Origin of the sequence: Robertmurraya dakarensis (genome assembly GCF_900156875.1) — a bacterium.
GTDB lineage: Bacteria > Bacillota > Bacilli > Bacillales > Cytobacillaceae > Robertmurraya > Robertmurraya dakarensis.
Genome location: NZ_LT707408.1, coordinates 1,477,593 through 1,499,113 on the forward strand (window position 1 = coordinate 1,477,593; position 21,521 = coordinate 1,499,113).

The 21,521-nt window shown below is 37.0% G+C and carries 17 protein-coding genes; 15 read left to right on the forward strand and 2 right to left on the reverse strand.

The window, feature by feature from the left end:
* Positions 1–202: 202 nt before the first annotated feature.
* From CZ487_RS08380 to CZ487_RS08440, 13 genes are all read left to right on the forward strand, one after another.
* Complete coding sequence (locus CZ487_RS08380; protein ID WP_077211667.1) at positions 203–1,366, forward strand: MFS transporter; 1,164 nt, start codon at positions 203–205, stop codon at positions 1,364–1,366.
* Positions 1,367–1,481: 115 nt separating this feature from the next.
* Complete coding sequence (purU, locus tag CZ487_RS08385; protein ID WP_077211668.1) at positions 1,482–2,381, forward strand: formyltetrahydrofolate deformylase; 900 nt, start codon at positions 1,482–1,484, stop codon at positions 2,379–2,381.
* Positions 2,382–2,763: 382 nt separating this feature from the next.
* Positions 2,764–3,219 carry a MaoC family dehydratase gene (locus CZ487_RS08390; RefSeq protein WP_077211669.1) on the forward strand — a complete coding sequence of 152 codons (456 nt, stop codon included), beginning with the start codon at positions 2,764–2,766 and terminating at the stop codon, positions 3,217–3,219.
* Between the two features lie 209 nt (positions 3,220–3,428).
* On the forward strand, positions 3,429–4,598 hold the full coding sequence (locus tag CZ487_RS08395) for an ABC transporter substrate-binding protein (protein WP_077211670.1): 1,170 nt from the start codon (positions 3,429–3,431) through the stop codon (positions 4,596–4,598).
* Between the two features lie 17 nt (positions 4,599–4,615).
* Positions 4,616–5,488, forward strand: coding sequence for a branched-chain amino acid ABC transporter permease (locus tag CZ487_RS08400; RefSeq protein WP_077211671.1), 873 nt, complete (start codon positions 4,616–4,618; stop codon positions 5,486–5,488).
* Positions 5,489–5,496: 8 nt separating this feature from the next.
* Complete coding sequence (locus CZ487_RS08405) at positions 5,497–6,423, forward strand: branched-chain amino acid ABC transporter permease (protein ID WP_077211672.1); 927 nt, start codon at positions 5,497–5,499, stop codon at positions 6,421–6,423.
* Positions 6,420–7,172: an ABC transporter ATP-binding protein gene (locus CZ487_RS08410; protein WP_161949605.1), complete on the forward strand. Its 753-nt coding sequence runs from the start codon at positions 6,420–6,422 to the stop codon at positions 7,170–7,172. Before CZ487_RS08405 ends, CZ487_RS08410 begins: the two co-directional genes overlap by 4 nt.
* A gap of 20 nt (positions 7,173–7,192) precedes the next feature.
* Positions 7,193–7,885 (forward strand): ABC transporter ATP-binding protein, encoded by a 693-nt coding sequence (locus tag CZ487_RS08415; protein ID WP_077211674.1) that lies wholly within the window; start codon positions 7,193–7,195, stop codon positions 7,883–7,885.
* Positions 7,886–7,895: 10 nt separating this feature from the next.
* Positions 7,896–8,504 carry a flavin reductase family protein gene (locus CZ487_RS08420; protein ID WP_077211675.1) on the forward strand — a complete coding sequence of 203 codons (609 nt, stop codon included), beginning with the start codon at positions 7,896–7,898 and terminating at the stop codon, positions 8,502–8,504.
* Positions 8,505–8,574: 70 nt separating this feature from the next.
* Positions 8,575–10,170, forward strand: coding sequence for an AMP-binding protein (locus CZ487_RS08425; protein ID WP_077211676.1), 1,596 nt, complete (start codon positions 8,575–8,577; stop codon positions 10,168–10,170).
* Positions 10,171–10,185: 15 nt separating this feature from the next.
* Positions 10,186–11,793, forward strand: coding sequence for a class I adenylate-forming enzyme family protein (locus tag CZ487_RS08430; protein WP_077211677.1), 1,608 nt, complete (start codon positions 10,186–10,188; stop codon positions 11,791–11,793).
* A gap of 600 nt (positions 11,794–12,393) precedes the next feature.
* Positions 12,394–14,301 carry a TRAP transporter permease gene (locus CZ487_RS08435; RefSeq protein WP_077211678.1) on the forward strand — a complete coding sequence of 636 codons (1,908 nt, stop codon included), beginning with the start codon at positions 12,394–12,396 and terminating at the stop codon, positions 14,299–14,301.
* 159 nt (positions 14,302–14,460) lie between these two features.
* Entirely contained in the window at positions 14,461–15,648 is a 1,188-nt protein-coding gene (locus CZ487_RS08440) for a TAXI family TRAP transporter solute-binding subunit (protein ID WP_077211679.1), read from the forward strand.
* A 936-nt stretch (positions 15,649–16,584) separates the two neighbouring features.
* Here the strand turns inward: CZ487_RS08440 and CZ487_RS08445 are convergent.
* Together CZ487_RS08445 and CZ487_RS08450 are read right to left on the reverse strand one after the other, a co-directional pair.
* Entirely contained in the window at positions 16,585–17,934 is a 1,350-nt protein-coding gene (locus tag CZ487_RS08445) for an IS1182 family transposase (protein ID WP_077211680.1), read from the reverse strand.
* Between the two features lie 178 nt (positions 17,935–18,112).
* Positions 18,113–18,457 (reverse strand): DUF3889 domain-containing protein, encoded by a 345-nt coding sequence (locus tag CZ487_RS08450; RefSeq protein ID WP_419865703.1) that lies wholly within the window; start codon positions 18,455–18,457, stop codon positions 18,113–18,115.
* A gap of 157 nt (positions 18,458–18,614) precedes the next feature.
* On the opposite strand from CZ487_RS08450, the gene CZ487_RS08455 reads away from it, so the two are divergent.
* Both CZ487_RS08455 and selB read left to right on the forward strand, forming a co-directional pair.
* Complete coding sequence (locus tag CZ487_RS08455) at positions 18,615–19,421, forward strand: MBL fold metallo-hydrolase (RefSeq protein ID WP_077211681.1); 807 nt, start codon at positions 18,615–18,617, stop codon at positions 19,419–19,421.
* 205 nt (positions 19,422–19,626) lie between these two features.
* Positions 19,627–21,513, forward strand: coding sequence for a selenocysteine-specific translation elongation factor (gene selB, locus CZ487_RS08460; RefSeq protein ID WP_077211682.1), 1,887 nt, complete (start codon positions 19,627–19,629; stop codon positions 21,511–21,513).
* The last annotated feature ends 8 nt before the right edge of the window (positions 21,514–21,521 follow it).

A 21,521-nucleotide genomic window follows, 5' to 3' on the forward strand; every position in this document is an offset into this window, starting at 1 on the left:
TCCTTTTTCTAGCGGCTAAAACAAAAAGATTTGGAAATTTATACAAAATCATTTAAAAAGGGAAAGAAATTGTTTAGAATTAATAAAATAGAATTGGTGACGAAAAATTTAGAGGATCAACTAGGCTGCTATAAACCTATTAAAGGAGGGAACGAATCTGAAACATAAACAGAAAGAAAAGCTTTGGTCGAAGTCATTTATTATGTTAATTTTAGCGAATTTATTTATATTTATGTCCTTTCAAATGCTTATTCCCACATTACCGCCTTATTTTAAATCAATCGGTGCATCAGGACTAGAGATCGGACTAGTGACGACATTATTTTCGGTAGGGGCGATCTTTAGCAGACCTTTTATTGGATATTTCTTAGAGTATAAAACGAGGAAACCCCTTGTATTATTCGGCGTCATTGCTCTCTTGCTCATAACATTGCTTTATCCAATTTCACAAATGATACTCTTGCTGCTCCTTCTTCGTCTCGTTCATGGTCTAGCATGGGGATGGTCTACAACGGCAAATGGAACGGCAGGTGTTGATATCGTACCTAATTCACGCCTTGGTGAAGGAATGGGGTATTTTGGTCTTTCCGTTACACTCGGAATGATTATTGCTCCTAGTTTAGGTATTTTTTTATTTCAAATCACCACATTTACCAATCTTATCTACACATCTGCAATCTTAGGCTTTATTTCGATTATGCTAGTATTTTCGGTTCAGTTTAGAACACCTGAAGCAGTAAAGAACACGAGGAAAGAGGACATTAAATTTACCTACCTAGGATCGATGGTTGAAAAATCCAGCTGGTTTCCGGCACTTATTACAGTGATTGCCACGTTCGGTTATGGAGCGATCATGACCTTTATTGTGATTTTTGGAGAAGAAAGAGGAATTCAGCATATTTTTCTTTTTTACTTAGGCAATGCAATTGTTGCGGCGCTGACTCGGCCGATTGTTGGAAGATGGTTTGATCAAAAGGGTCCAATAGGGCTAGTCATCGTGTGTTCTGCGTTTACCTTCCTAGGAATGTGGGTGCTCTCCTTTGCACATTCAGATATACACATCTTAAGTGCAGGGATTTTATTTGGACTGGGCTTTGGTTCGTTAATGCCTACGATGCAGTCATGGGTGTTGTCTCTCACTCCACCAAATCGTCGTGGAGTGGCAAATGGAATGTATTTTTCCGCATTGGATCTTGGCATTGGCTTAAGCGGCATCGTCTTTGGCTTTCTGGCAGATTATGTTGAGACAGGGGCTTTGTTCCAAATAGCAAGTGTCTTCCTGCTGATTGCAATGGTTATGACCTTTATTGAGGGAAGAAAAAATAAGCTTCATAGAAAACAAGCTGCTTTTGTTACGGAGAAATAAAGATGATAAATATCTAATGCCGAACATTAATGTAGTATAGAACTTTTTTTGGTACAATAGGATTCAGTCAGTTTACATTCAATTATTAGAAAAATGAGGATAAAAGGAGATCATCATGCACGCGCAAATTGAAAAACAGTTAAATTTGTATAAAGAAAAGCAAAAAAACCGGGGAAGGCTCCTAATTAAATGTCCAGATCAGCCAGGAATTGTATCAGCAGTTTCTAAGTTTTTATTTGATCATGGAGCAAATATTATCGAATCTAGCCAGTATTCAACTGATCCGCAGGGCGGGGAGTTTTTTATGCGTATTGAATTTGAATGCGCTGAGTTACTACATAAGTTAGAGGATCTGAACGAACAGTTTAAAAGTATTGGTGATACCTTCTCGATGAAATGGACACTATCGTCTGTATCAAAAATAAAGAGAACGGCTGTGTTTGTTTCAAAAGAACTTCACTGTCTGCGAGAACTATTATGGGAATGGCAAAGCGGCGATTTAATGACAGACATTGCTTTCGTTGTCAGTAATCATGAAGTAGCACGAGAAGAGGTTGAGTTGTTGGGTATTCCTTTTTACTATATCCCGGCAAGCAAAGAAAATCGTGCTGAGGCAGAAGCGCAGCAGCTGGCATTACTGGAAGAACACGATATCGATCTCATTATTTTAGCACGCTATATGCAAATTTTGACACCGAATTTCGTGGAAGCGAATCCATTTAAAATCATTAATATTCATCATTCTTTTTTACCGGCATTTGTTGGGGCAAGGCCGTATGACCGTGCTTATCAACGTGGGGTAAAACTAATTGGTGCCACTTCCCACTATGTAACGAATGATTTAGACGAGGGACCAATTATTGAACAAGACATTATGAGAGTGGACCATCGTGACAACATTGATGATTTAAAGAAAATCGGACGTTCGATAGAAAGAAGTGTCTTAGCAAGAGCAGTAAAATGGCATTTGGATGATCGTATTATTGTACATGGGAATAAGACGGTTGTTTTCTAATAATGATAAAAAAATAAATATTAAAACTGTTATAAACAAAATACAAATTGGTTAATTTGAAAGTGTTTCTGAAATTTGATGAGACGCTTTTTTTTTGTACAAAAGCAAAAATATTATGATGGAAAGCAAAATATAAGTAGAGTATTATACTATCCCCATAACTTATTTGTACTAACTAATTGAGAAGAAAAGGTCTCTAAGAATGGGAATAATAGTACAAAATTTATTTTTATAAAATTTTCAAAATACTAATTTTACAAAAATATCTTTATATTTTGAATTTTCAGTTGACAAAAAGTTGTTTTTTTCATAAAATTTCAAAGTATAAACATTATCTTTAAAACATTTTAAATGTTTACATTACTGATGAAAGGGTGATTAAATGAAAGCGTTTTATTATGAGGATTTTGAAGTGGGAATGTGTTTTGACTCACCAGCAAGAACGATAACTGAGACAGATGTGGTTATGTTTGCTGGATTTTCTGGGGACTATAACGCCATTCATACCGACACAGAGTATTGTAAAAACACTCAGTTTGGGGAAAGGATTGCCCATGGTTTGCTTGGTATCTCAATCATTACTGGCTTAATGAGCAGAGCTGGTACATTTGAGGGTACAGCAATTGCGATGCTGGGGATTAATAATTGGAAGTTTTTGAAACCAATTTTTATCGGGGACACTGTATATGTTCGTTATACAATAACCGAAAAGAGGCCTTCAAAGTCCAATCCAGAAACAGGAATTGTAAATAGGTTTTATGAATTAATTAATCAAAAAGGAGAGGTTGTCCAAAACGGTGAAATGCCCGTACTTATTAAGAGGAATTTAGGCAAATAATTCTACCGGTCATTTGTTTTTTGTTTAATAAATTAAAGGGAATATGTTCATTGATATTTTTAAAAGATTTTACATATTTTCAATTTTAGTTTAGTTAATACTAGTTTAGTAATGTCGCATAAGTAAATTTGAAATTGCAGTGATAATTATATTAATAATTTTAAAGTTTCACAAATCTAAATAATTAGAGGAAGAACGGGGGATGTAATATGAAATTTAATAAAGTACGACTATTAATGTTTTCATTTATTTTATTTTTAGGTATTTTATCAGGCTGCAGTAGTTCATCATCTTCAACTGGAGACAATGAAGGTTCTGATGGAAGTAACAGTACAAATGGTGACACAATTGCTATTGGAGCTATTTTCCCACTCACTGGAGCTGGTGCAACATACGGAGAGATGTACAAACAGGGTGTGGACTTGGCAATTGAGGAAATCAATGCTGCTGGTGGAGTTAATGGGAAACCACTATCTGTTATTTATGAAGATGGAAGAGCAGAGCCTAAAACTTCTGTTCAGGCTATTCAAACACTTGCAGCCAAAGATATACCATTTGTTCTTTCCGCATATACAGGTGTAACATTAGGTATTTTACCTACAGCTGAGAGAAATAAAATCACAGTAATCAATGGCGGTGGGCAAGGCGACGAATTGGCTGGAGCAAGTCCTTTTCTATTTAACACCATTCCGTTATTAGGATTAGAAGTAGAAGTATTAGTAAAATACTTAACTGAAGAAAAGCCTGAGCTAAAAAATGCTTATGTGATCCATGTTGATGATGATTCTGGTCGTTCTGGTTTGAACAAATTCACAGAAGAATTCGCAAAAAATGGTGGAGAAATTCTTGGAAGCGGATCTCATAAGTTTGGTGAAACAAACTTCCGTGCAATTCTAACAAAAGCTAAGGCATCAAATCCTGATTTACTTTATATTGCGTCTCATGGTCAAGATGCCAAATTAGTTATTGATCAAGCGAAAGAATTAGGGATTCAATCTCAAATTGTTAATACATCTTGGACTGTTATTCCTGAAATAGTCACGAATCCGAATGGCCAAGGAATTATCCATACATCAATAGCGTTTAATCCAGCGGAAGAATGGTTAGCGAAGTACAAAGAAAAATATGGAACTGACCAAGTAAGTAGTTATGTGTCAAACTATTATGATGCTGTGAAAATATTTGCGCAAGCTTATGAATATGCAATTGAAAATGGATTAGGAGAAGATGGCGAGGCCATTGCCAACGCCATTAAGGAAATTAAAGAATTCGAAAGTGCAAATGGAATCATTACCTTTAATGATGATGGTACATCTATTAGACAAATAGATGTTTCGGAAATTGTAGATAACCAAAGTAATCTTATAAAGTCTTATTAAAGGTAGGTGAATTGCTAGTGGAAATTTTATGGCAATTATTTATACAGGGTGTTGTCCTGTCAATGGTTTATTTGCTTATTGCTTCAGGGTTTAGTGTAATTTACGGAACAACTGGACACTTTCATATCTCACACGCCGGGGTTTTTACCCTGGCTGGATATGTCCTTTATTTATTAATGGAAAGTATGGGGCTGCCAATTTGGATTTCTCTCATTTTAGCAATTGTGATATCTGCCATTTTGGGTGCACTAATCTATCTGACCCTTTATCGAGCAGTATTATCTAGAAATGGAACACATCTAGTGCTATTTATTGCTTCGCTAGGTTTGTTAACGGTTATCGATAATGGTATCGTTGCTATCTTCTCACCAGATCCACAAACGTTTACCACATCTGTGGAATTTAACAAGGTATTAATGATCTTAGGGGCTCCTGTTACTGTTATTCAGCTGGGGATGATCATTATCGGAATAGTTGCCTTATTACTCCTTTATGTATTTATGAACCGCACAAAAGCTGGAAGAATGATAAAGGCTGCCTCTGTAAATCCAGACTTATCACAAATAGTGGGGATTTCCTTAAAAAAGATTCATGTTATTTGTTATGCGATCGGATCTGCTTTAGTCGCAATTCCAGGATTTTACTTTGCATTAGATACAGGGGCTAACAGTGGAAAAGGTGTGGAATTAGTCATTTTAGCTGTAATGGCAGTAATTATGGGCGGTATTCGCAGTCTAGTGGGAGCATGGATTGCTTCACTATTTATTGGGATGTTTTATAATATGTCCATTTTGTGGATTCCACCACACTGGCAAACATCTATTATCTTTTTCCTCTTCTTAATTATGATTATGGTTAGACCAACAGGCTTATTTGGTCAACGGGCTTAGGAGGGACTATGGAATTATTAATTGGATTTGCAATTCTGGCATGTATTTATATTATTTTGGCTAGTTCATTAAATATTTTAATTGGATATACGGGAATATTTTCAATGGCGCAAGCCGCCGTATTCGGAGTGGGTGCATATGCTGCAGCACTGTTGGAAACAAAGTTAACTTGGGGGTTTATCCCTTCATTAATTGGGGCTATCGTCATAGCTGGTGTAATCAGTGCTATCATGGCATTCCCTTCACTCGGAGTTTCCGGAGATTATTTCATCGTTGCCTCTTTTGGCTTACAGATGCTTATTCATACTTTGTTCATGAATTTAGATGGTTTAACTAACGGTCCTGCAGGTGTTCAAAGAATCCCAAGACCTGAGTTTTTTGGCTATCAACTGAATTCTGATATAGAATATCTAATTTTAACAATACTGTTAACCGCTATCGTTTTGTGGTTTTTAGTTGGAATAAGTAAAACAGGTTTTGGTCGTGTATTAAGAGCCATTAAGGAAGATGAAACGGTAGTTCAATCTTTAGGGAAAAGCGCTAAACGTTCAAAGATAACTGTGACTGTACTTTCGGGTTGTGTAGCAGCAGTTGCTGGAAGTATTTATGCAAATTATGTTACATATATTAGTCCAGCAAGCTTTACAATTCATGAATCAATCTTTATTGCACAATTAATTATCCTAGGGGGTCTTGGTTCCTGGAGAGGCGCTACGATAGGAACGATCATTCTACTAGGTCTGCCTGAAGTCCTAAAGTTTTTGCCAATTTCAGAGACATATGCTGCGCCACTTAGACAAGTATTTTTCGGATTACTAATTATTGGTTTCATGATCCTTAGGCCACAGGGTATTTTTGGAACAAATATGGCCAAAAAAATTAAAATCAAAGATTCTAATATTACTGCTGAATTAGGAGAGGGGGAAAAGGCTTGATTCTCCAACTAAATGGAATTTCAAAACGATTTGGCGGGTTACAAGCTGTTTCTAATTGTTCTTTTACCGTAGAGAAGGGAAAAGTAGTTGCTTTAATTGGTCCCAATGGAGCAGGTAAAACTACTATTTTTAACTTAATTACGGGTGCGTTAAAACCTGACAGCGGTTCAATATATTTTAAAGGGAAGGATATCACGAATGTTCAAGAGCATAAACGAGTACATTTAGGGATGGCAAGATCTTTTCAAGATGTGAGGGCTTTAACGGAAATGACTGTTCTCGAAAATGTGATCTTAGCATGTCCGAGCAGGTACGCTGAATCCCCTCTCTTATCACTTGTTAGACCTAACCAAGTTAGAAAAGAGGAAAGTCACAACATAAAAAAAGTATTTGAAATCCTAGAGTATGTAGGATTAAGTGATAAAAAAGATAAGTTAGCTGGAGATTTATCCTATGCAGAACAAAAATTGCTAATTTTGGCACGTCTACTTGCCACAGACGCAGAATTACTTTTATTGGATGAGCCTGCTTCGGGCTTGGACCCAGGTTCATTGAGGAAATTCGTCGAGCTGATTAGGGATCTAACAAATAATAACAAAACGATTTTAATCGTTGAACACAATGTTTCCCTTGTAAGTGAGATCTCCGATAAGATGGTATTTTTACATCATGGTGAGGCACTTGCTGAAGGAAAGCCTGATGAAGTAGCGAAAAATGAAGAGCTTCGTGACATATACTTCGGTGCATAAACAGAGAGGAGGGATTGGATATGCTTAAGCTTGAAAATGTGCAAGTTAGCATTGGAAAGAAAAGGATTTTAGAGGATGTTACCATGCATGTCGCTAAAGAAGAAATTGTTGCATTTATCGGTCATAATGGTGCTGGAAAAAGCACAACACTTGGTGCAGTGCTTGGTACACATCGGATACAAAATGGAACGATTGAGTTAAATAACAAAGCTCTAACGAATTTGTCGACAACTGATATTGTAAGAGAAGGGATAGGCCTTGTTCCTCAATTAAATAACGTCTTTCGAAATCTTTCAGTAGAAGAAAATTTGGAATTAGGATCTGTTGTTAATCAGGGGGAAAATGGTGCATTTACGATCGAAAAGGTCTATGAAATTTTCCCAATACTAAGAGAGAGAAAAAAGCAATTAGTTGGTACGATGAGCGGTGGGCAGCGTCAAATGGTAGCGATAGGAATTGGACTAATGTCCAATCCAAGTTATCTACTGTTAGATGAGCCTTCTGTTGGCATCCAGCCTAATCTAGTGGATAAAGTAATGGAAACCATTGTAAAGGTAAACAAAGAATTTGGTATTAGTATTTTAATTGTAGAACAAAACATAAAAAAAGTCTTAGAAATAGCTGATAGAGTCTATGTCATGAGCAGAGGGTCAATTATTAAGGAATTTGTACCGGGAACAATAAATTCAGAGGAATTATGGCAATTAATGTAGGAGGTATAGTATGCAAATTAATCCAGCTGAACTTCAGCATCAAGACAGATATAAGTTATTAATAGGTTCAATTGTCCCAAGACCAATCGCATTTGTATCAACACTAGGAAAGCACGGACCTAATTTAGCTCCATTCAGTTTTTTTACGGGTGTATCAGTAGATCCGCCGATGGTCGGATTCACTTCGATGCCAGGGCCATATGGACCTAAAGACACACAGTTAAACATCCAGGAAACAGGTGAATTTGTTGTAAATATCGTTTCAAGTAGTTTTTTAGAAAAAATGAACATAACTGCCGCAGATTCGCCTATTGGAGTTAACGAGTTTGAACTTGCGGGCTTGCAGGAGAAAGAAAGTATTTCAGTAAAACCACCTCGAGTAGCTGAGTCAAAAATCCATCTTGAATGCAAACTTCATAAAATTGTTGAGTTGGGTGAAGGACCAAACGCCTTTATCATAGGTGAAGTGGTTTTATTTCACATTGATGATGATATCATGATGGATCGTCATCGGATTAGGTGGGAAGGTCTTGAACCTGTTGGCCGTATGGCGGGTAACTTATATACTGTCTGTGATAATGTTATTTCAATTAAAAGAAAGAGATATCAAGATTTATAGATTTATGAGTAACAGAGTATTTTATTAATATTAATATCCAATTTTTACCGTCGGAGGGAGGTCTTTTAACGTGGAGACTATTCAAGATTTATTTAATAGCATGGAAAAGCATGATTATAAGAAAGCATTTGTAACACGTGACCAAACAGTGACATATGAACAACTGATTAAAAAAAGCTTTAGCTTGGCCACTGGATTAAAACGGGTGATAAACCCAGGTGATAAAATTGCAGTCTGGCTGCCGAATTCGATTGAATGGGTATTAATAGAGCTTGCGGCTGGGCTCATCGGTGCGACAGTGGTAACCTTGAATCTACGTTATAAAAAGCATGAGTTAACGTATATTTTACAAGATTCTAAGACTAAAATGCTAATCCTTCAGCCGGAGTTGGAAGGTTACAATTATACTTCTATTGTGGAAGAATTATTAAATGAACAAGAATTTCCTGATTTAAAATATATTGTTTCTTCAGACAAACTGCCAACTAATTGTAAATTTAAAGCAGATGAGTTAGTTACATTTTTTAATGAGAATGAAAGCAGGATAGATCATTTTGAAAGTGAGTCATCTAATCCGAATAATATTCTTAATATTATGTATACCTCCGGGACGACATCCAATCCTAAAGGAGTTATGATTTCTCAACGTGCAGCGGTAAAACATTCAAATAATGCGGCGAAATATCTTAGAATCACTTCGGAAGATATCGTACTTGGTGCACTCCCTTTTTGCGGAGTATTTGGCTTTAACACACTATTTGGCACCCTAACTTCAGGCGCTTGTATGGTACCAATGGATAGGTATAGACCTTTCGATGCATTGGAGCTTATAGAAGAATTTCAGTGTACTGTGTTTAATGGTGTTGATGGGATGATAACACCATTGTTTGATAAGAAAGATATCGCCTTTAATTTAGATGCTATGAGAATTGGAGCTTTCCCGATTTTTGCAACTAATAATCAATTGTTCATTGAGAGAACTGAAAAGATTTTCCCAAACATGACGGTTGTTCAGCCGTACGGAATGACAGAGGTTGGGTCAATGTTATTTGTTGGTGATCCTGATGAGTCTGTTGAGGTTCGAACACTGGCAGGTGGACCTAGAGTGAGCAAGGAAATAGAAATAGAAATAATAGATAAGGAAACAGGAGTGCCTTTGAAAAATGGTGAGGAGGGAGAAATTGTAGTAGGGGGTTATAGCGTTATGTCAGGCTATTACGGTAACCCTGAAAAAACAAAAGAGTCACTTACAGCTGATGGAAAGTTTAAGACAGGTGATTTAGGAGTTAAATTAGATAATGGTTCTATCATCTATAAAGGGCGTTTAAGGGATGCATTAAGATTAAGAGGGTTTTTAGTTTCTCCAAAAGAGATTGAAGACTTCATTAGTTTAATGCCAGAGGTGGAAATTGCTCAAATTGTACATGTTACAACAGAAAAAAATGACCGGCTAGTTGCCTTTATTAAATTAAAAGAAGGTAAACAAATTACCGACCAACAAATTTTCAAATATTGCAAGGAAGGTTTAGCGGATTTCAAGTGTCCAAATGCTATTATTTTTGTTAATGAATTTCCTACAACTGCCGGATCAAATGGAGAGAAAATTCAGAAGAACAAACTGCAAGAGATCGCGAAAATAAAATTAAAGGAAAAAGATTTAGTTTAAGAGAGGAAGATAGGATTGATTGATCATATTAGCCAATGGGTGAAATTAGCTCAACAAAATTTTGCTGAACGGACGGCAGTAATAGGTGAGGATGAAATAGAAATCTCCTACAGAGACTTGATTAATCAATCTACAGAACTTGCAAAAGCTATGAGGGATGATGGCATAAGTGACGGAGATCATATTGCGGTTTGGATGCCCAATTCTCTAGAATGGATTTTATTAGAAATTGCCTGCGGTATGCTGGGGGCTGTATTGGTGGGCTTAAACCCTAGATATCGTATACATGAGTTAGAATATATGATAGGTCATACGGATTGTAAATGGTTATTTTATGATCATGGAATAGTCGAAGCGGAGCAGATCTTGAAAGAAATGCTGCCTGAATTATTTATAGATGAAGCACCAGCAAATTTTAAGAATTTCCCCTTACTAAAAAAAGTAATATCTATAGGCGGTAACGGTCCAAAGGGTGCCGAGAGTTGGGAGAAGTTCAATGGTGCGCCGTTTATTAATCAGAAGGAACCATTGCATATCCTTTCTAATCAACTGGATCCACTAAATATCTTATTTACATCTGGTACTACATCTCGTCCTAAAGGGGCTATATTAAATCAGGGAACCATTATTGGTCATTCCTTTAATACCGGGTCCAAGATGGAAATTTCTAAAGATGATGTATGTTTGGCAGCACTACCTTTTTGTGGTATTTTTGGTTTGAACTCTCTATGGCAAGCTTTAGTAAAAGGAGCAACTGTTGTAGTTATTGATCAATTTGAAATTGAAAAGGTCTGTGACAGAATTGAGAAATACAGCTGTACTGTTTGGAATGCAGCAGATCAGATGTACATGAAGCTTATTGATTATAGCAATGAGAATAAAGTGAATTTATCTTCTTTGCGCATTGGTGCAGCAGGTATGTTTATTTATGATGGTCTTGATATAATTCAAAAGGTTGAAAAGAATCTTAATTATCGTATTTTGCATACTTATGGGATGTCGGAAGTTGGATCCATGCTATTTTTAAGAAAGCCAAGTGATCGACCAGAAACAAGATCAATTTCTGGGGGGCAGCCAACCTCAGGCAAAGTGAAGATTATCGACCCTAACACGTTAGAGGAATTGCCTTTTAAGAAGGTTGGAGAAATTGTTGTTTCGGGTATGAACGTGACAACGGGATATTATAATCGACCGGAAGCAAATGAGTCTTCATTTATGGAAGGTAACTTTTTCCGAACTGGTGACCTCGGCAGAAAATTAGAGGATGGAACAATTGAATACCTAGGACGGTTAAAGGAAGCGTTGCGTTTATCAGGATTTCTGGTATCACCAAGTGAAATTGAGGGCTTTTTGGAAGAGATTATTGGAGTAGAATTAGCTCAAGTTGTTGGTGTACAACTCGATCATCATATCATCGTTACGGCATTTGTAAAATTAGAAGAAGGAAAGACACTATCAATCGAAGATATTCAGCAGGAATGTAAGAAACTAGCTCACTTCAAGCGTCCAAAGAAAATCTTTATTGTAGAAGATTTTCCTAAGTCATTTGGATCTAACGGGGAAAAGATCAGACGTGATTTGTTAGCGCAAATGGCAATCGAAAGGATAAAAAGCAGCAGCTAAAGAAAAATCCGATGTTTTGAAAAGCATCGGGTTTTTGTGTTTCATAAGGAAACATCTACAGTTTTAATCATTGAAAAGCTATTGTAAAAGATATTTTATTTTAATGTTTCCCTTTACTTTCAAAAATCTCTGCTTTACTGAGAGGTATTTTAGTCAATTCATCGAATTTTATTAAACGAAAAGTTATTAAACTAAAAATACAATATATTATTTAAATATAGAATTTGCAGAATATTGATAATTTTATGTTGACTAATAGTTTTTTAATATATAAAATAAAGTACATACAATTTGGAAGCGATTGCAATAGAATGGCGTTATTTATAGAATAAACTGCCTGAAATAGTAGATTTTATTATCTTGTTTCGGGGCCTGTGGAATATTTTCAATAATGATTCACAGATTCTAACAAATGTTTGGTTGAAATTTTACAAGCAAACGGTTGCAATCGTGGTGAAGTGACAGTAGAGGAGGGGACCAACCAATGTTCAAATATAGTGATTTTGCAATCTGCGATATTCCCAGTTCTTGTTCGATGAGGAGATTCCTTTAGAAAACGCTGCTAAACAATAAATATCATTTTATTCGAGGGGGATTTGAATGGCTGTAGAAAGATTGAATAAATCTCTAAAAGTTATCATCGTAGTTTTTACCATAATAGGGATTTTGTTATCCATTAATATGTTGTTTTACTTAGAACTTTTTGGATTTAATCCTATCCAAAATGCTTACTTATACTTTATCTTAGCTTGCTTTATTCCAATATCTTTTTTAATTTTCCCGGCAAAAAAAGGTCAAAAGATAAAGTGGTATGATTTTGCAATTGCTGTGGTTTCTTTTGCCATTTTGCTCTATCTTGCGTTGAACGGGCAAAGGATTATTTTAGAAGGATGGGAGTATAACGCTCCACAATATGTTACTTATGCCAGCATTGTTCTTTGGGCTATTTTACTAGAAGCTTTGCGAAGGGCTGCAGGTTTGGTATTATCGATGATCTGTTTGGTCTTCTCTCTTTACCCTTTAATTGCTTCGGGAGTGCCAATCGGATTTCTACAAGGGCAGTCATATGATTTCTTTACGATAGCAAGAAATCATATTATGAGTGCCAATAGTGTTCTAGGAATCCCACTAATAACGGTTGGAAATTTAATCCTTGGATTCTTAGTCTTTGGTGTTGTGTTATCACATTCAGGCGGCGGAGATTTCTTCTTTAAGTTAGCTCAGTCATTATTTGGCAGATATCGCGGCGGGGAAGCAAAAGTTGCAATCGTTAGTAGTGCATTTTTCGGTATGTTAAGTGGAAGTGCAATATCAAACGTAATTACAACTGGTGCAATGACTATCCCTGCCATGAAAAAATCGGGTTATAAACCTCACTATGCAGGTGCAATTGAATCGGTTGCGTCAACTGGTGGTTCAATTACTCCACCAATAATGGGGTCTGCAGCGTTTATTATGGCTTCTTTTTTAGCGATTCCCTATTATGAAATAGCGATTGCTGCAGCCATTCCAGCATTTTTATATTATGCGGGATTACTTATCCAAGCAGATGGATATGCCGCAAAGAATAATTTAAGAGGGCTGCCAAAGGAAAAGATTCCTTCCTTTATCACAACAATGAAAGAAGGATGGTTCTATCTATTCTCTCTAGTATTGTTAGTTGTGTTCCTTGTCGTCCTTAATTCTGAAGGCCAAGGAGCTTATTATGCCAGTTTAGTATTATTGGTTATTGCCATGATCAATAAAAGAACAAGAATGAATCTTAAACAACTCTTCAATATGACTGTAGAAATAGGAAAAGTTTTAGCAGAAATTGTTTGTATTATTGCTGGAGTTGGTTTCATAGTTGGTGCTTTATCTGTAACAGGTGTTTCATTTTCGTTTTCGAGAGAACTTGTTGCAGCAGCAGGAGATAGTATGTTTCTCATCTTAATTGGGGGAGCATTAACAAGTTTCATTCTAGGTATGGGAATGACCGTTTCAGCTGTTTATGTGTTTCTTGCAGTTATCATGGCTCCGGCACTTATCTCCATAGGGGTAGATCCGGTAGCGGCCCATCTATTTGTTGTATACTGGGCAACTGTTTCATATATCACGCCTCCAGTTGCATTAGCTGCTTTTGCTGCAGCGGGAATTGCAAAGGCAAGTCCTATGAAAACAGGTTTCACAGCCGTGCGACTTGGAATTGTAACATTCTTAGTTCCATTCTTCTTTGTATATCAACCTGCTTTAATTGCAAGAGGAGAGCCATTAGATATCACAATCACAGTTATATCAGCTATTATTGGGGTGTTTATGCTCGCATCAGCACTAGAGGGATATATGGCTGGCTTCGGCAGAATGAACAATATATTGCTAAGGGTTGTTGGGGTAGTTGGCGGTTTATGTATGTTCATTCCGGGAGTTTGGACAGATATCTTAGGACTAGCTTTGATGGTGGCCATTTATCTATTAAAATTTATTAAACCTTCTGTTTCTGTCAATGTTGAGGAAAATCAAGAAGTTTAATATCGAATTTCGTAAGGATAGAAGAGGGTAATCAGGTAGTTTCAAATTGATTGATTTACTAGCTGCAGGGACTTTCATAACTTACAAAAAGGGGAATAACACCTGCAGCTTGTAACTATAAAAATAATTTATTTTAAAAGTAAAAAGGGGAGAAAGTAGATGCGAAAAATGAAATCTTTTAAGTGGCTCCTATCTTGTATAGCAGTCATAATGATCGCTGCGGGGTGCAGCAGTCAGGGCAGCAGTGGTGGAACAGACAGCGGATCAAATAATAGCGGCAGTAACAATGCACCAAAAGATGAAAGTGGATTTCCACAACAGTTGGCAGTGAGTGTGTATGATGTTGGTTCATCAGGATATGCAGAATTTTCAGCAGTTGCGAATGCGTTGACTTCGGAATATGGAACACAAATTCGTTTAATTCCTTCCGGAACTGGTGTTGGCCGAATGATCCCAATGAAAGATGGCGTTACTCCATTTGGTCGTTTAGGTGATGAATACCAATTTGCTTATCGCGGAGAACAAGAATTTGCTACAATGGACTGGGGTCCACAGGATTTAAGAGTTGTTTGGCAAACAATGACTCACATTAATGGAGCAGTTCTAGAGGATTCAGATATTAAAACACCAGCAGATCTTAAAGGTAAAAAGATCCCTTATATCACAGCAAATGCATCAATTAATACAAAAGTTGAAGCAGTTCTGGCTGCAGGTGGATTAACTTGGGATGATGTTGAAAGAGTTGAATTAACTAGTTATGCAACTCAGGCTGATGCTTTAAAACAAGGTCAAACAGATATGGCACTTATGCTGCCAGGAGCATCATCACTTATAGAGCTTGATGAAATGCAAGGTATTCGTTGGTTAGAATTATCAGATGATGTAAATTCAGAAGAGTGGAAAAACGTTCAAAAGGTAGTACCTTGGTTAGTGCCAGATGAATGGTCAGTAGGAGCAGGTTTGTCAAAAGATGAACCATTAACATTTATGGCATATCCTTATCCTCTAGTTTCTCGTGCAGATGTGGACGAGGAAGTAGTATATGAACTAATTAAACGACTCGACAATACAATTGATCAATATAAAGATGCAACTCCTGGTAATATCCAATGGGCTAAAGATCGCGTTAATACAACACCACTAGGAGTACCTTTCCATGAAGGAACGATCCGCTTCTTAGAAGAAGAAGGAATGTGGAGTGAAGAGCAAACAACTCAAAACAATGAATTAATCGAATATGGTAAGAGTCTGAAAGAAGAATGGGAAAAAATCACTGCAGAAGCAGAAGAGCAAAACATTAGTAAAGATGATTTCCCACAATATTGGCTTGAAAATAAGTCTAAGTAATCAGATTTAAATACAGAATGGGCTTAGCGTGAACAACCCGAGATAACGTGCAGGAGAATCCTATGATTCTCCTGTTATTTTTTGTTTTTATAATGTTATGAAAGGCAAATTTTGTTTAGATGTGGAGGGGAAAGGCCTTCATTAAGGGGACGAAACCAAAACCCGGTTGGAGTTCTGTAAAAATGGTCATCATGTACGTGATGAAAGCCGAAACCTGGTAGGGGATCTATAAAAATGGTCATCATGTACGTGATGAAAACCAAAACCTGGTATGTGATCTATAAAAATGGTCATCATGTACGTGATGAAAACCGAAATCTGGTATGTAATCTATAAAAATGGTCATCATGTACGTGATGAAAACCGAAATCTGGTATGTGATCTATAAAAATGGTCATCATGCACGGAATGAAAGCCGAAACCTGTCATGTGATCTATAAAACTGGTCATCATACACGGGATGAAGACCAAAACCCGGTAGGGGATCTATAAAACTGGTTATCATGTACGTGATGAAAACCGAAATCTGGTATGTGATCTATAAAACTGGTCATTATACACGTGATGAAAACCGAAATCCGGCATGAAATCTATAAAAATGGTCATCATACATGTGATGAAAACCGAGATCTGGTAAGTGATCTATAAAAATGGTCATCATGTACGTGATGAAAGCCGAAATCTGGCATGAGATCTTTAAAAATGGTCATACACGGAATGAAAACCGAAACCTGACATGAGATCTATAAAACTGGTCATCGTGCACTGGATGAAGACCAAAACTAGGTTGCTGATGAAAAAAAAGTCCTTCATCAACGTGATGAAGGACTCAGCTTGTTGAGAAAGGGGTATTTTTTCTCGGCAAGCTGTTTTATTTTTGTGTTTATTACCATCTAGTTTTTAATGGACCCATAAATATAAAAGATTGCCACACATTTACCCTAGTCTTGCTAGGTGTGTGGCAATCTTTTTCATGTTTTGGCAAGCAGCTGTTAATAAAACTTGCTCACTTGCCTTCTCTAATCCCCGTAACCGGCAGTAGCGAAGCCCATGCAGCTCTTTTGAGTCTGCGAAGCTTCGCTCCACTTTTTCTTTTCTAAATTTATATAGCATTTTTCCCGAATTAGATAATCGATTTAACCTTACCTTCTCCTTATGCTCTTCCCAAACATGGCGTGTGACCACTTTTACTTTATTTTTGGATCTCGTGCATTGAGTTAGTAGTGGGCAACTGGAACACTTCTTGGGATCAGATTTATATTCTCTATATCCTTCACGAGTGGTTGTTCGATAGGTCAGTTCTTGATTATTTGGGCAGACATATAAATTGCGTTCTTGATCATATGTAAATTTCCACTTTGGGAATAAACCTTTAGTAGGATGATATCTTCTATGGGCAATCACTCCAAAAATTTTCCGATCAGATAATCCTTTACAAATAGGGTTCGTCAGATACCCGGAGTCCAGCGCAACAGCTTCTACTTTGAATCCAAATCTTTCGATTTGGCGGTCTAAACGATTAAGATAAGGAACCGAATCATGAACGTTACCAGGCGTAACAAAAGCATCGGTAATAATATTAAACTTCATATCCGTTGTCCTATGATCCAAGTAACAGAACATTTCCTGCTTATTGTCTCTAGACATAAACCCACTTTCAGGATCAGTTTTACTTACGCGAATCTCTTTTGTTTCCCTCACTTCCTCTCTCTCTTTTAGAGGCTTTTTTCCATGGTTCTCCCGATCCTCTTCAACTGCTTTATTTAAATCCTCGAAGTATTCACGAGTCTGTACCTCGACCTCTTCCTTGGTAAATTTATGCTTATTAGCATTAGCTTTTAAATGAGTAGAGTCACTAAATAAAACTCTTCCTCCAACCATCTTGTGATTGATAGCAAGAAGCACAATTTCATCAAAAATATCTTGAAAAATATTAGTATCCTTAAAACGATGCTTACGATTCCAACTAATCGTAGAATGATGGGGAACTGGATCATGGAATTTTAAACCTAAAAACCAACGATATGCGATATTCATCTTAATTTCTTGTTCTAATTGTCGTTCTGAACGAATGCCGTATAAGTAACCAATAAACATCATTTTAAAAAGGATAAGTGGATCAGTTGGACGACCATTATCTTCACTATAATAAGGACGAGCCTTTTCCAATATAAAAGAGAAATCAATATATTTGTCTATCACGCGTAAGAGATGATTTTCTGGTACTAATTCGTCAATTGAAACGAACTCAAATTCATTTTGGGAAGAACCTTTTGACTTTAACATTATATTTCACCACTCATAAATAGTATTAATACTTATATTATACCAAATTAACGCGGTGAATTGATAAAGAAAATGGACGAAATATAGGCTGCCGAGACTTTCTCGACAGCCTGAGTCCTTCATCAACGTGATGAAGGACTTAGTCTAAAGATAAAGTTTAATTCCTTAATAATATTTTTTATTGAGTTACTTCTTTAAAAGTAACATTCACGATCCGTTCCGTGTCTGTTTCAAACTCAATGTTTACAAACACCCCGAATTCTTTATTTTGTTCCTTTAACCACAACTTAAAACGCTCAGTAGTGGTTTGAGAGCCCGCGATTCTCTCAACGTGGAGGTAATCAACAATGGAAGCTTGTGGATACTTTTCTTTTGTCTTCTCCATAGCAACCTTCCCCCATTTTGCATAAGCAGGTTGATTCATTTCAACTTTTGCAAAAACAGGGGTAATCATGGATGGGAGCTGTAAATTCGTAGAAAAAGTAATGCTGAATACAAGGAGAAATACAATAGTTTTTAACATGAGGTACCCCCTTTTTATTGTAGGATATCCGCTTTTCGCTTCTGTATGCATATTCATTTTTTTAGAAAAATTAGGAAGGGGATTTAAGAAAAAGAAAGAAGTTATTAAAGACGAAATGGTTCAAAGGTTTTAAATTTAATGAAATAGGGGATTCAAGATGTTAAAAATTAATAAGATAAACAATGTTACTTGTGCTCAGGGTATTGTGGAAGATCGGGAAAGGTTTAGCAGTGTGATGGTGTATTTAATGGACGGATTATTAATTGATACAGGCTCACCTTCATTAATCAAAGATTTTATTCCTTTTTTTGAATCAGAAGATTTTGATCAGGTATATTTGACGCATCACCATGAAGACCATACGGGCGGTGCAAAGTGGATTCAGGATCATAAGGAAAAACCGATTTATATTAATGAAATCTCGGTGGATATATGTTCAAGAGAGGGAGATTATTTACCATACCGTCACGACGTATGGGGAGATAGAGAGGCATTTCAGGCAAAGCCGTTAAATAGCCATTTTTCCACACGGACATCAAAATGGGAGGCGATCCCAGTTCCAGGGCATGCCTTTGACCAAATGGCTTTTCTAAATTACAGTGAAGGTTATCTATTTACGGGGGATTTGTACGTTACGCCGAAACCGAAAATGCTGCTAAGAGAGGAATCGGTGCCAGACATCATAAATTCCTTAAAAAGAATTCAAAACTATGATTTTACAGACATGTTTTGCGGTCATGCTGGACATGTTCCCAATGGAAAAGAGATGTTAAAAAAGAAACTAGATTATATGGAAGAAATCAGCGGAAAAATAATGAATCTTCATGCTAAAGGATATACACCAGAAGAAATTAAAGCTCAGCTTTTACCGAGCAAACACCCGCTTGTTGAAATTTCTGGCGGAGAGTGGGATACGCTGCATTTTGTGACATCGGTGTTGTCGAAGGTAGAGTTGAATAATTGATTAAAAAAATATATTACTAATGCCTCGCTACTGAGGTGTTTTTTAATTTTTTCGGGTGAAGGACTTCCGTTTGAGGTATTTCATAGTTACTTTACGAAGGTAGCGTAATTTTACAAGCGTACACACTTAAATAAAACTAGTTCCCTTGAACAAATCTAGATTAAAAGCTACATTATAAGAAGTACCATCAAAGGAAGTGGCAGTTTTGACGAAGAGATATTTTACGATCGGAATGGCAGGGCATATTGATCATGGAAAGACAACGCTTACGAAGGCGCTGACGAATGTTGATACGGACCGTTTAAAGGAAGAAAAGGAGAGGCAAATATCGATTGAACTCGGTTTTGCCCCTTTATATGAGGACGATGAAATCCAAATATCTGTAGTGGATGTGCCGGGACATGAACGGTTTATTCGACAAATGATTGCGGGTGTTGCTGGCATTGATTTGGTGGTTTTAGTCGTGGCAGCAGATGAAGGCGTCATGCCGCAGACACGCGAGCATTTGGATATATTAGGGTTTCTTGAGATACGAAATGGAGTCGTGGCGGTCACGAAAATTGATCGTGTTGACGAAGAATTTATCGATCTGGTGAAGGACGATATTATGGAGGAGCTTGAGGGAACTGTTTTTGAAAAATCTCCTTTCGTATTAGTTGACAGTCTTTCTAAAAAAGGCATCGATGACTTAAAAGAACTTATTATACATACATTAAAGCAGCAGCAAACGCGAGACAGCAAAGGGGCTTTTCGGCTTCCGATAGATCAAGTGTTTACGGTGAAAGGCCAGGGAACGGTTGTCCGTGGAACCGTTTATGACGGAATGGTGGAAGAAGGTCAAGCTTTAAAAATCATGCCGAAAGGTCTAGAGGCAAGAGCAAGACAAATTCAAGTTCACCATCAGAATGCAGACAAAGCGTATGCTGGACAGCGTGCGGCCATTAATTTATCAGGGGTGTCAAAAGAAGATCTTGAACGCGGGGATGTCCTTGTTTCTTCTGAGCATTTTATAGTCACAAGAACAATGGATGTGGCGATTCGCGTCGTCGAAGATTTGGATTATATGGTAAAACAACGGATGCCGATTAAATGTCATATCGGGACAGCCGAGGTTATGGGAAGAATTGTTTTCTTTGATCGAAATGAATTAAAGGAAGAAAATGGGGAAATTCTTTGCCAAATACGCTTGGATGAAGAAGTTGTCACGAAACGGGGAGATCGATTCATTTTAAGAAGGCCAAGCCCTCAAGAAACAATTGGCGGCGGCTGGGTGATAGACCCACAAGGACAAAAATACCGTTTCGGTGAAAGAACCGTTGCAGAATTGGAAAAGAAAAAAGTTGGCACACCTGCTGAAAGAATGGTTTCAGCATTAATGGAAACAAAGAGTCTGTCTTTGGATGAATTGTTGACTCGAACTTCACTCGAAAAAGAAGCGCTAATGCAAGAGTTAGGGAGTGATGACTTTGTTCTGTATAACGGAAAAGAGTATACACTAAGGGCGTTAGTGGATGTGATTGAAGAGGAACTTTATAACATCCTAAGGGACTTCCACACCTCTTCACCAATGAAAAAAGGATTAAATAAAGCTGAACTACTTCAAACTCTTTCAAAATCATACCCGAATACAGTCATTGACTTTTCAATTGATGAAGGAGTCAAGAAAAATACCTTTAAAAGAGAAGGTCAGTTTATTTCAATTGGGGACTTTGAGCCGCATGTTCCAAACAATTGGAAAACTAGGACAGTTAATATGCTGGCAAAATTAAAAGGCGATGGGATGCAAGTCAAATATTTTAAAGATTACTTAACAGACGCAGGGATCCCAGATAAAATCGCTGCTGATTTAAAGAAGTTTCTTGAAGAGGAAGGCTCTATCGTTGCTCTTGATGACCAATATTATTGGCATGGGGAAGTCTTTAATGAGGCGGTTGAAAGGTTAAAAGCGCAAACAGATTCAGAATTTGATGTAGGTGCTGCAAAAGAAATACTGGGATTGTCGAGAAAGTATATGATCCCATTTTTGGAATGTATGGATAACAAAGGTTTCACAAAACGAGTTGAGAATAAACGTGTATGGAAGATAAAGTGAATTCTCAA

What these genes read in the sequence shown, in the direction of transcription:
- CZ487_RS08380 (WP_077211667.1), top strand. Translation starts at nt 203, where the DNA reads ATGTTAATTTTAGCGAATTTATTTATATTTATGTCCTTTCAAATGCTT.
- purU (WP_077211668.1), top strand. Translation starts at nt 1,482, where the DNA reads ATGCACGCGCAAATTGAAAAACAGTTAAATTTGTATAAAGAAAAGCAA.
- CZ487_RS08390 (WP_077211669.1), top strand. Translation starts at nt 2,764, where the DNA reads ATGAAAGCGTTTTATTATGAGGATTTTGAAGTGGGAATGTGTTTTGAC.
- CZ487_RS08395 (WP_077211670.1), top strand. Translation starts at nt 3,429, where the DNA reads ATGAAATTTAATAAAGTACGACTATTAATGTTTTCATTTATTTTATTT.
- CZ487_RS08405 (WP_077211672.1), top strand. Translation starts at nt 5,497, where the DNA reads ATGGAATTATTAATTGGATTTGCAATTCTGGCATGTATTTATATTATT.
- CZ487_RS08415 (WP_077211674.1), top strand. Translation starts at nt 7,193, where the DNA reads ATGCTTAAGCTTGAAAATGTGCAAGTTAGCATTGGAAAGAAAAGGATT.
- CZ487_RS08420 (WP_077211675.1), top strand. Translation starts at nt 7,896, where the DNA reads ATGCAAATTAATCCAGCTGAACTTCAGCATCAAGACAGATATAAGTTA.
- CZ487_RS08435 (WP_077211678.1), top strand. Translation starts at nt 12,394, where the DNA reads ATGGCTGTAGAAAGATTGAATAAATCTCTAAAAGTTATCATCGTAGTT.
- CZ487_RS08440 (WP_077211679.1), top strand. Translation starts at nt 14,461, where the DNA reads ATGCGAAAAATGAAATCTTTTAAGTGGCTCCTATCTTGTATAGCAGTC.
- CZ487_RS08445 (WP_077211680.1), bottom strand. Translation starts at nt 17,934, where the DNA reads ATGTTAAAGTCAAAAGGTTCTTCCCAAAATGAATTTGAGTTCGTTTCA.
- CZ487_RS08450 (WP_419865703.1), bottom strand. Translation starts at nt 18,457, where the DNA reads ATGTTAAAAACTATTGTATTTCTCCTTGTATTCAGCATTACTTTTTCT.
- CZ487_RS08455 (WP_077211681.1), top strand. Translation starts at nt 18,615, where the DNA reads ATGTTAAAAATTAATAAGATAAACAATGTTACTTGTGCTCAGGGTATT.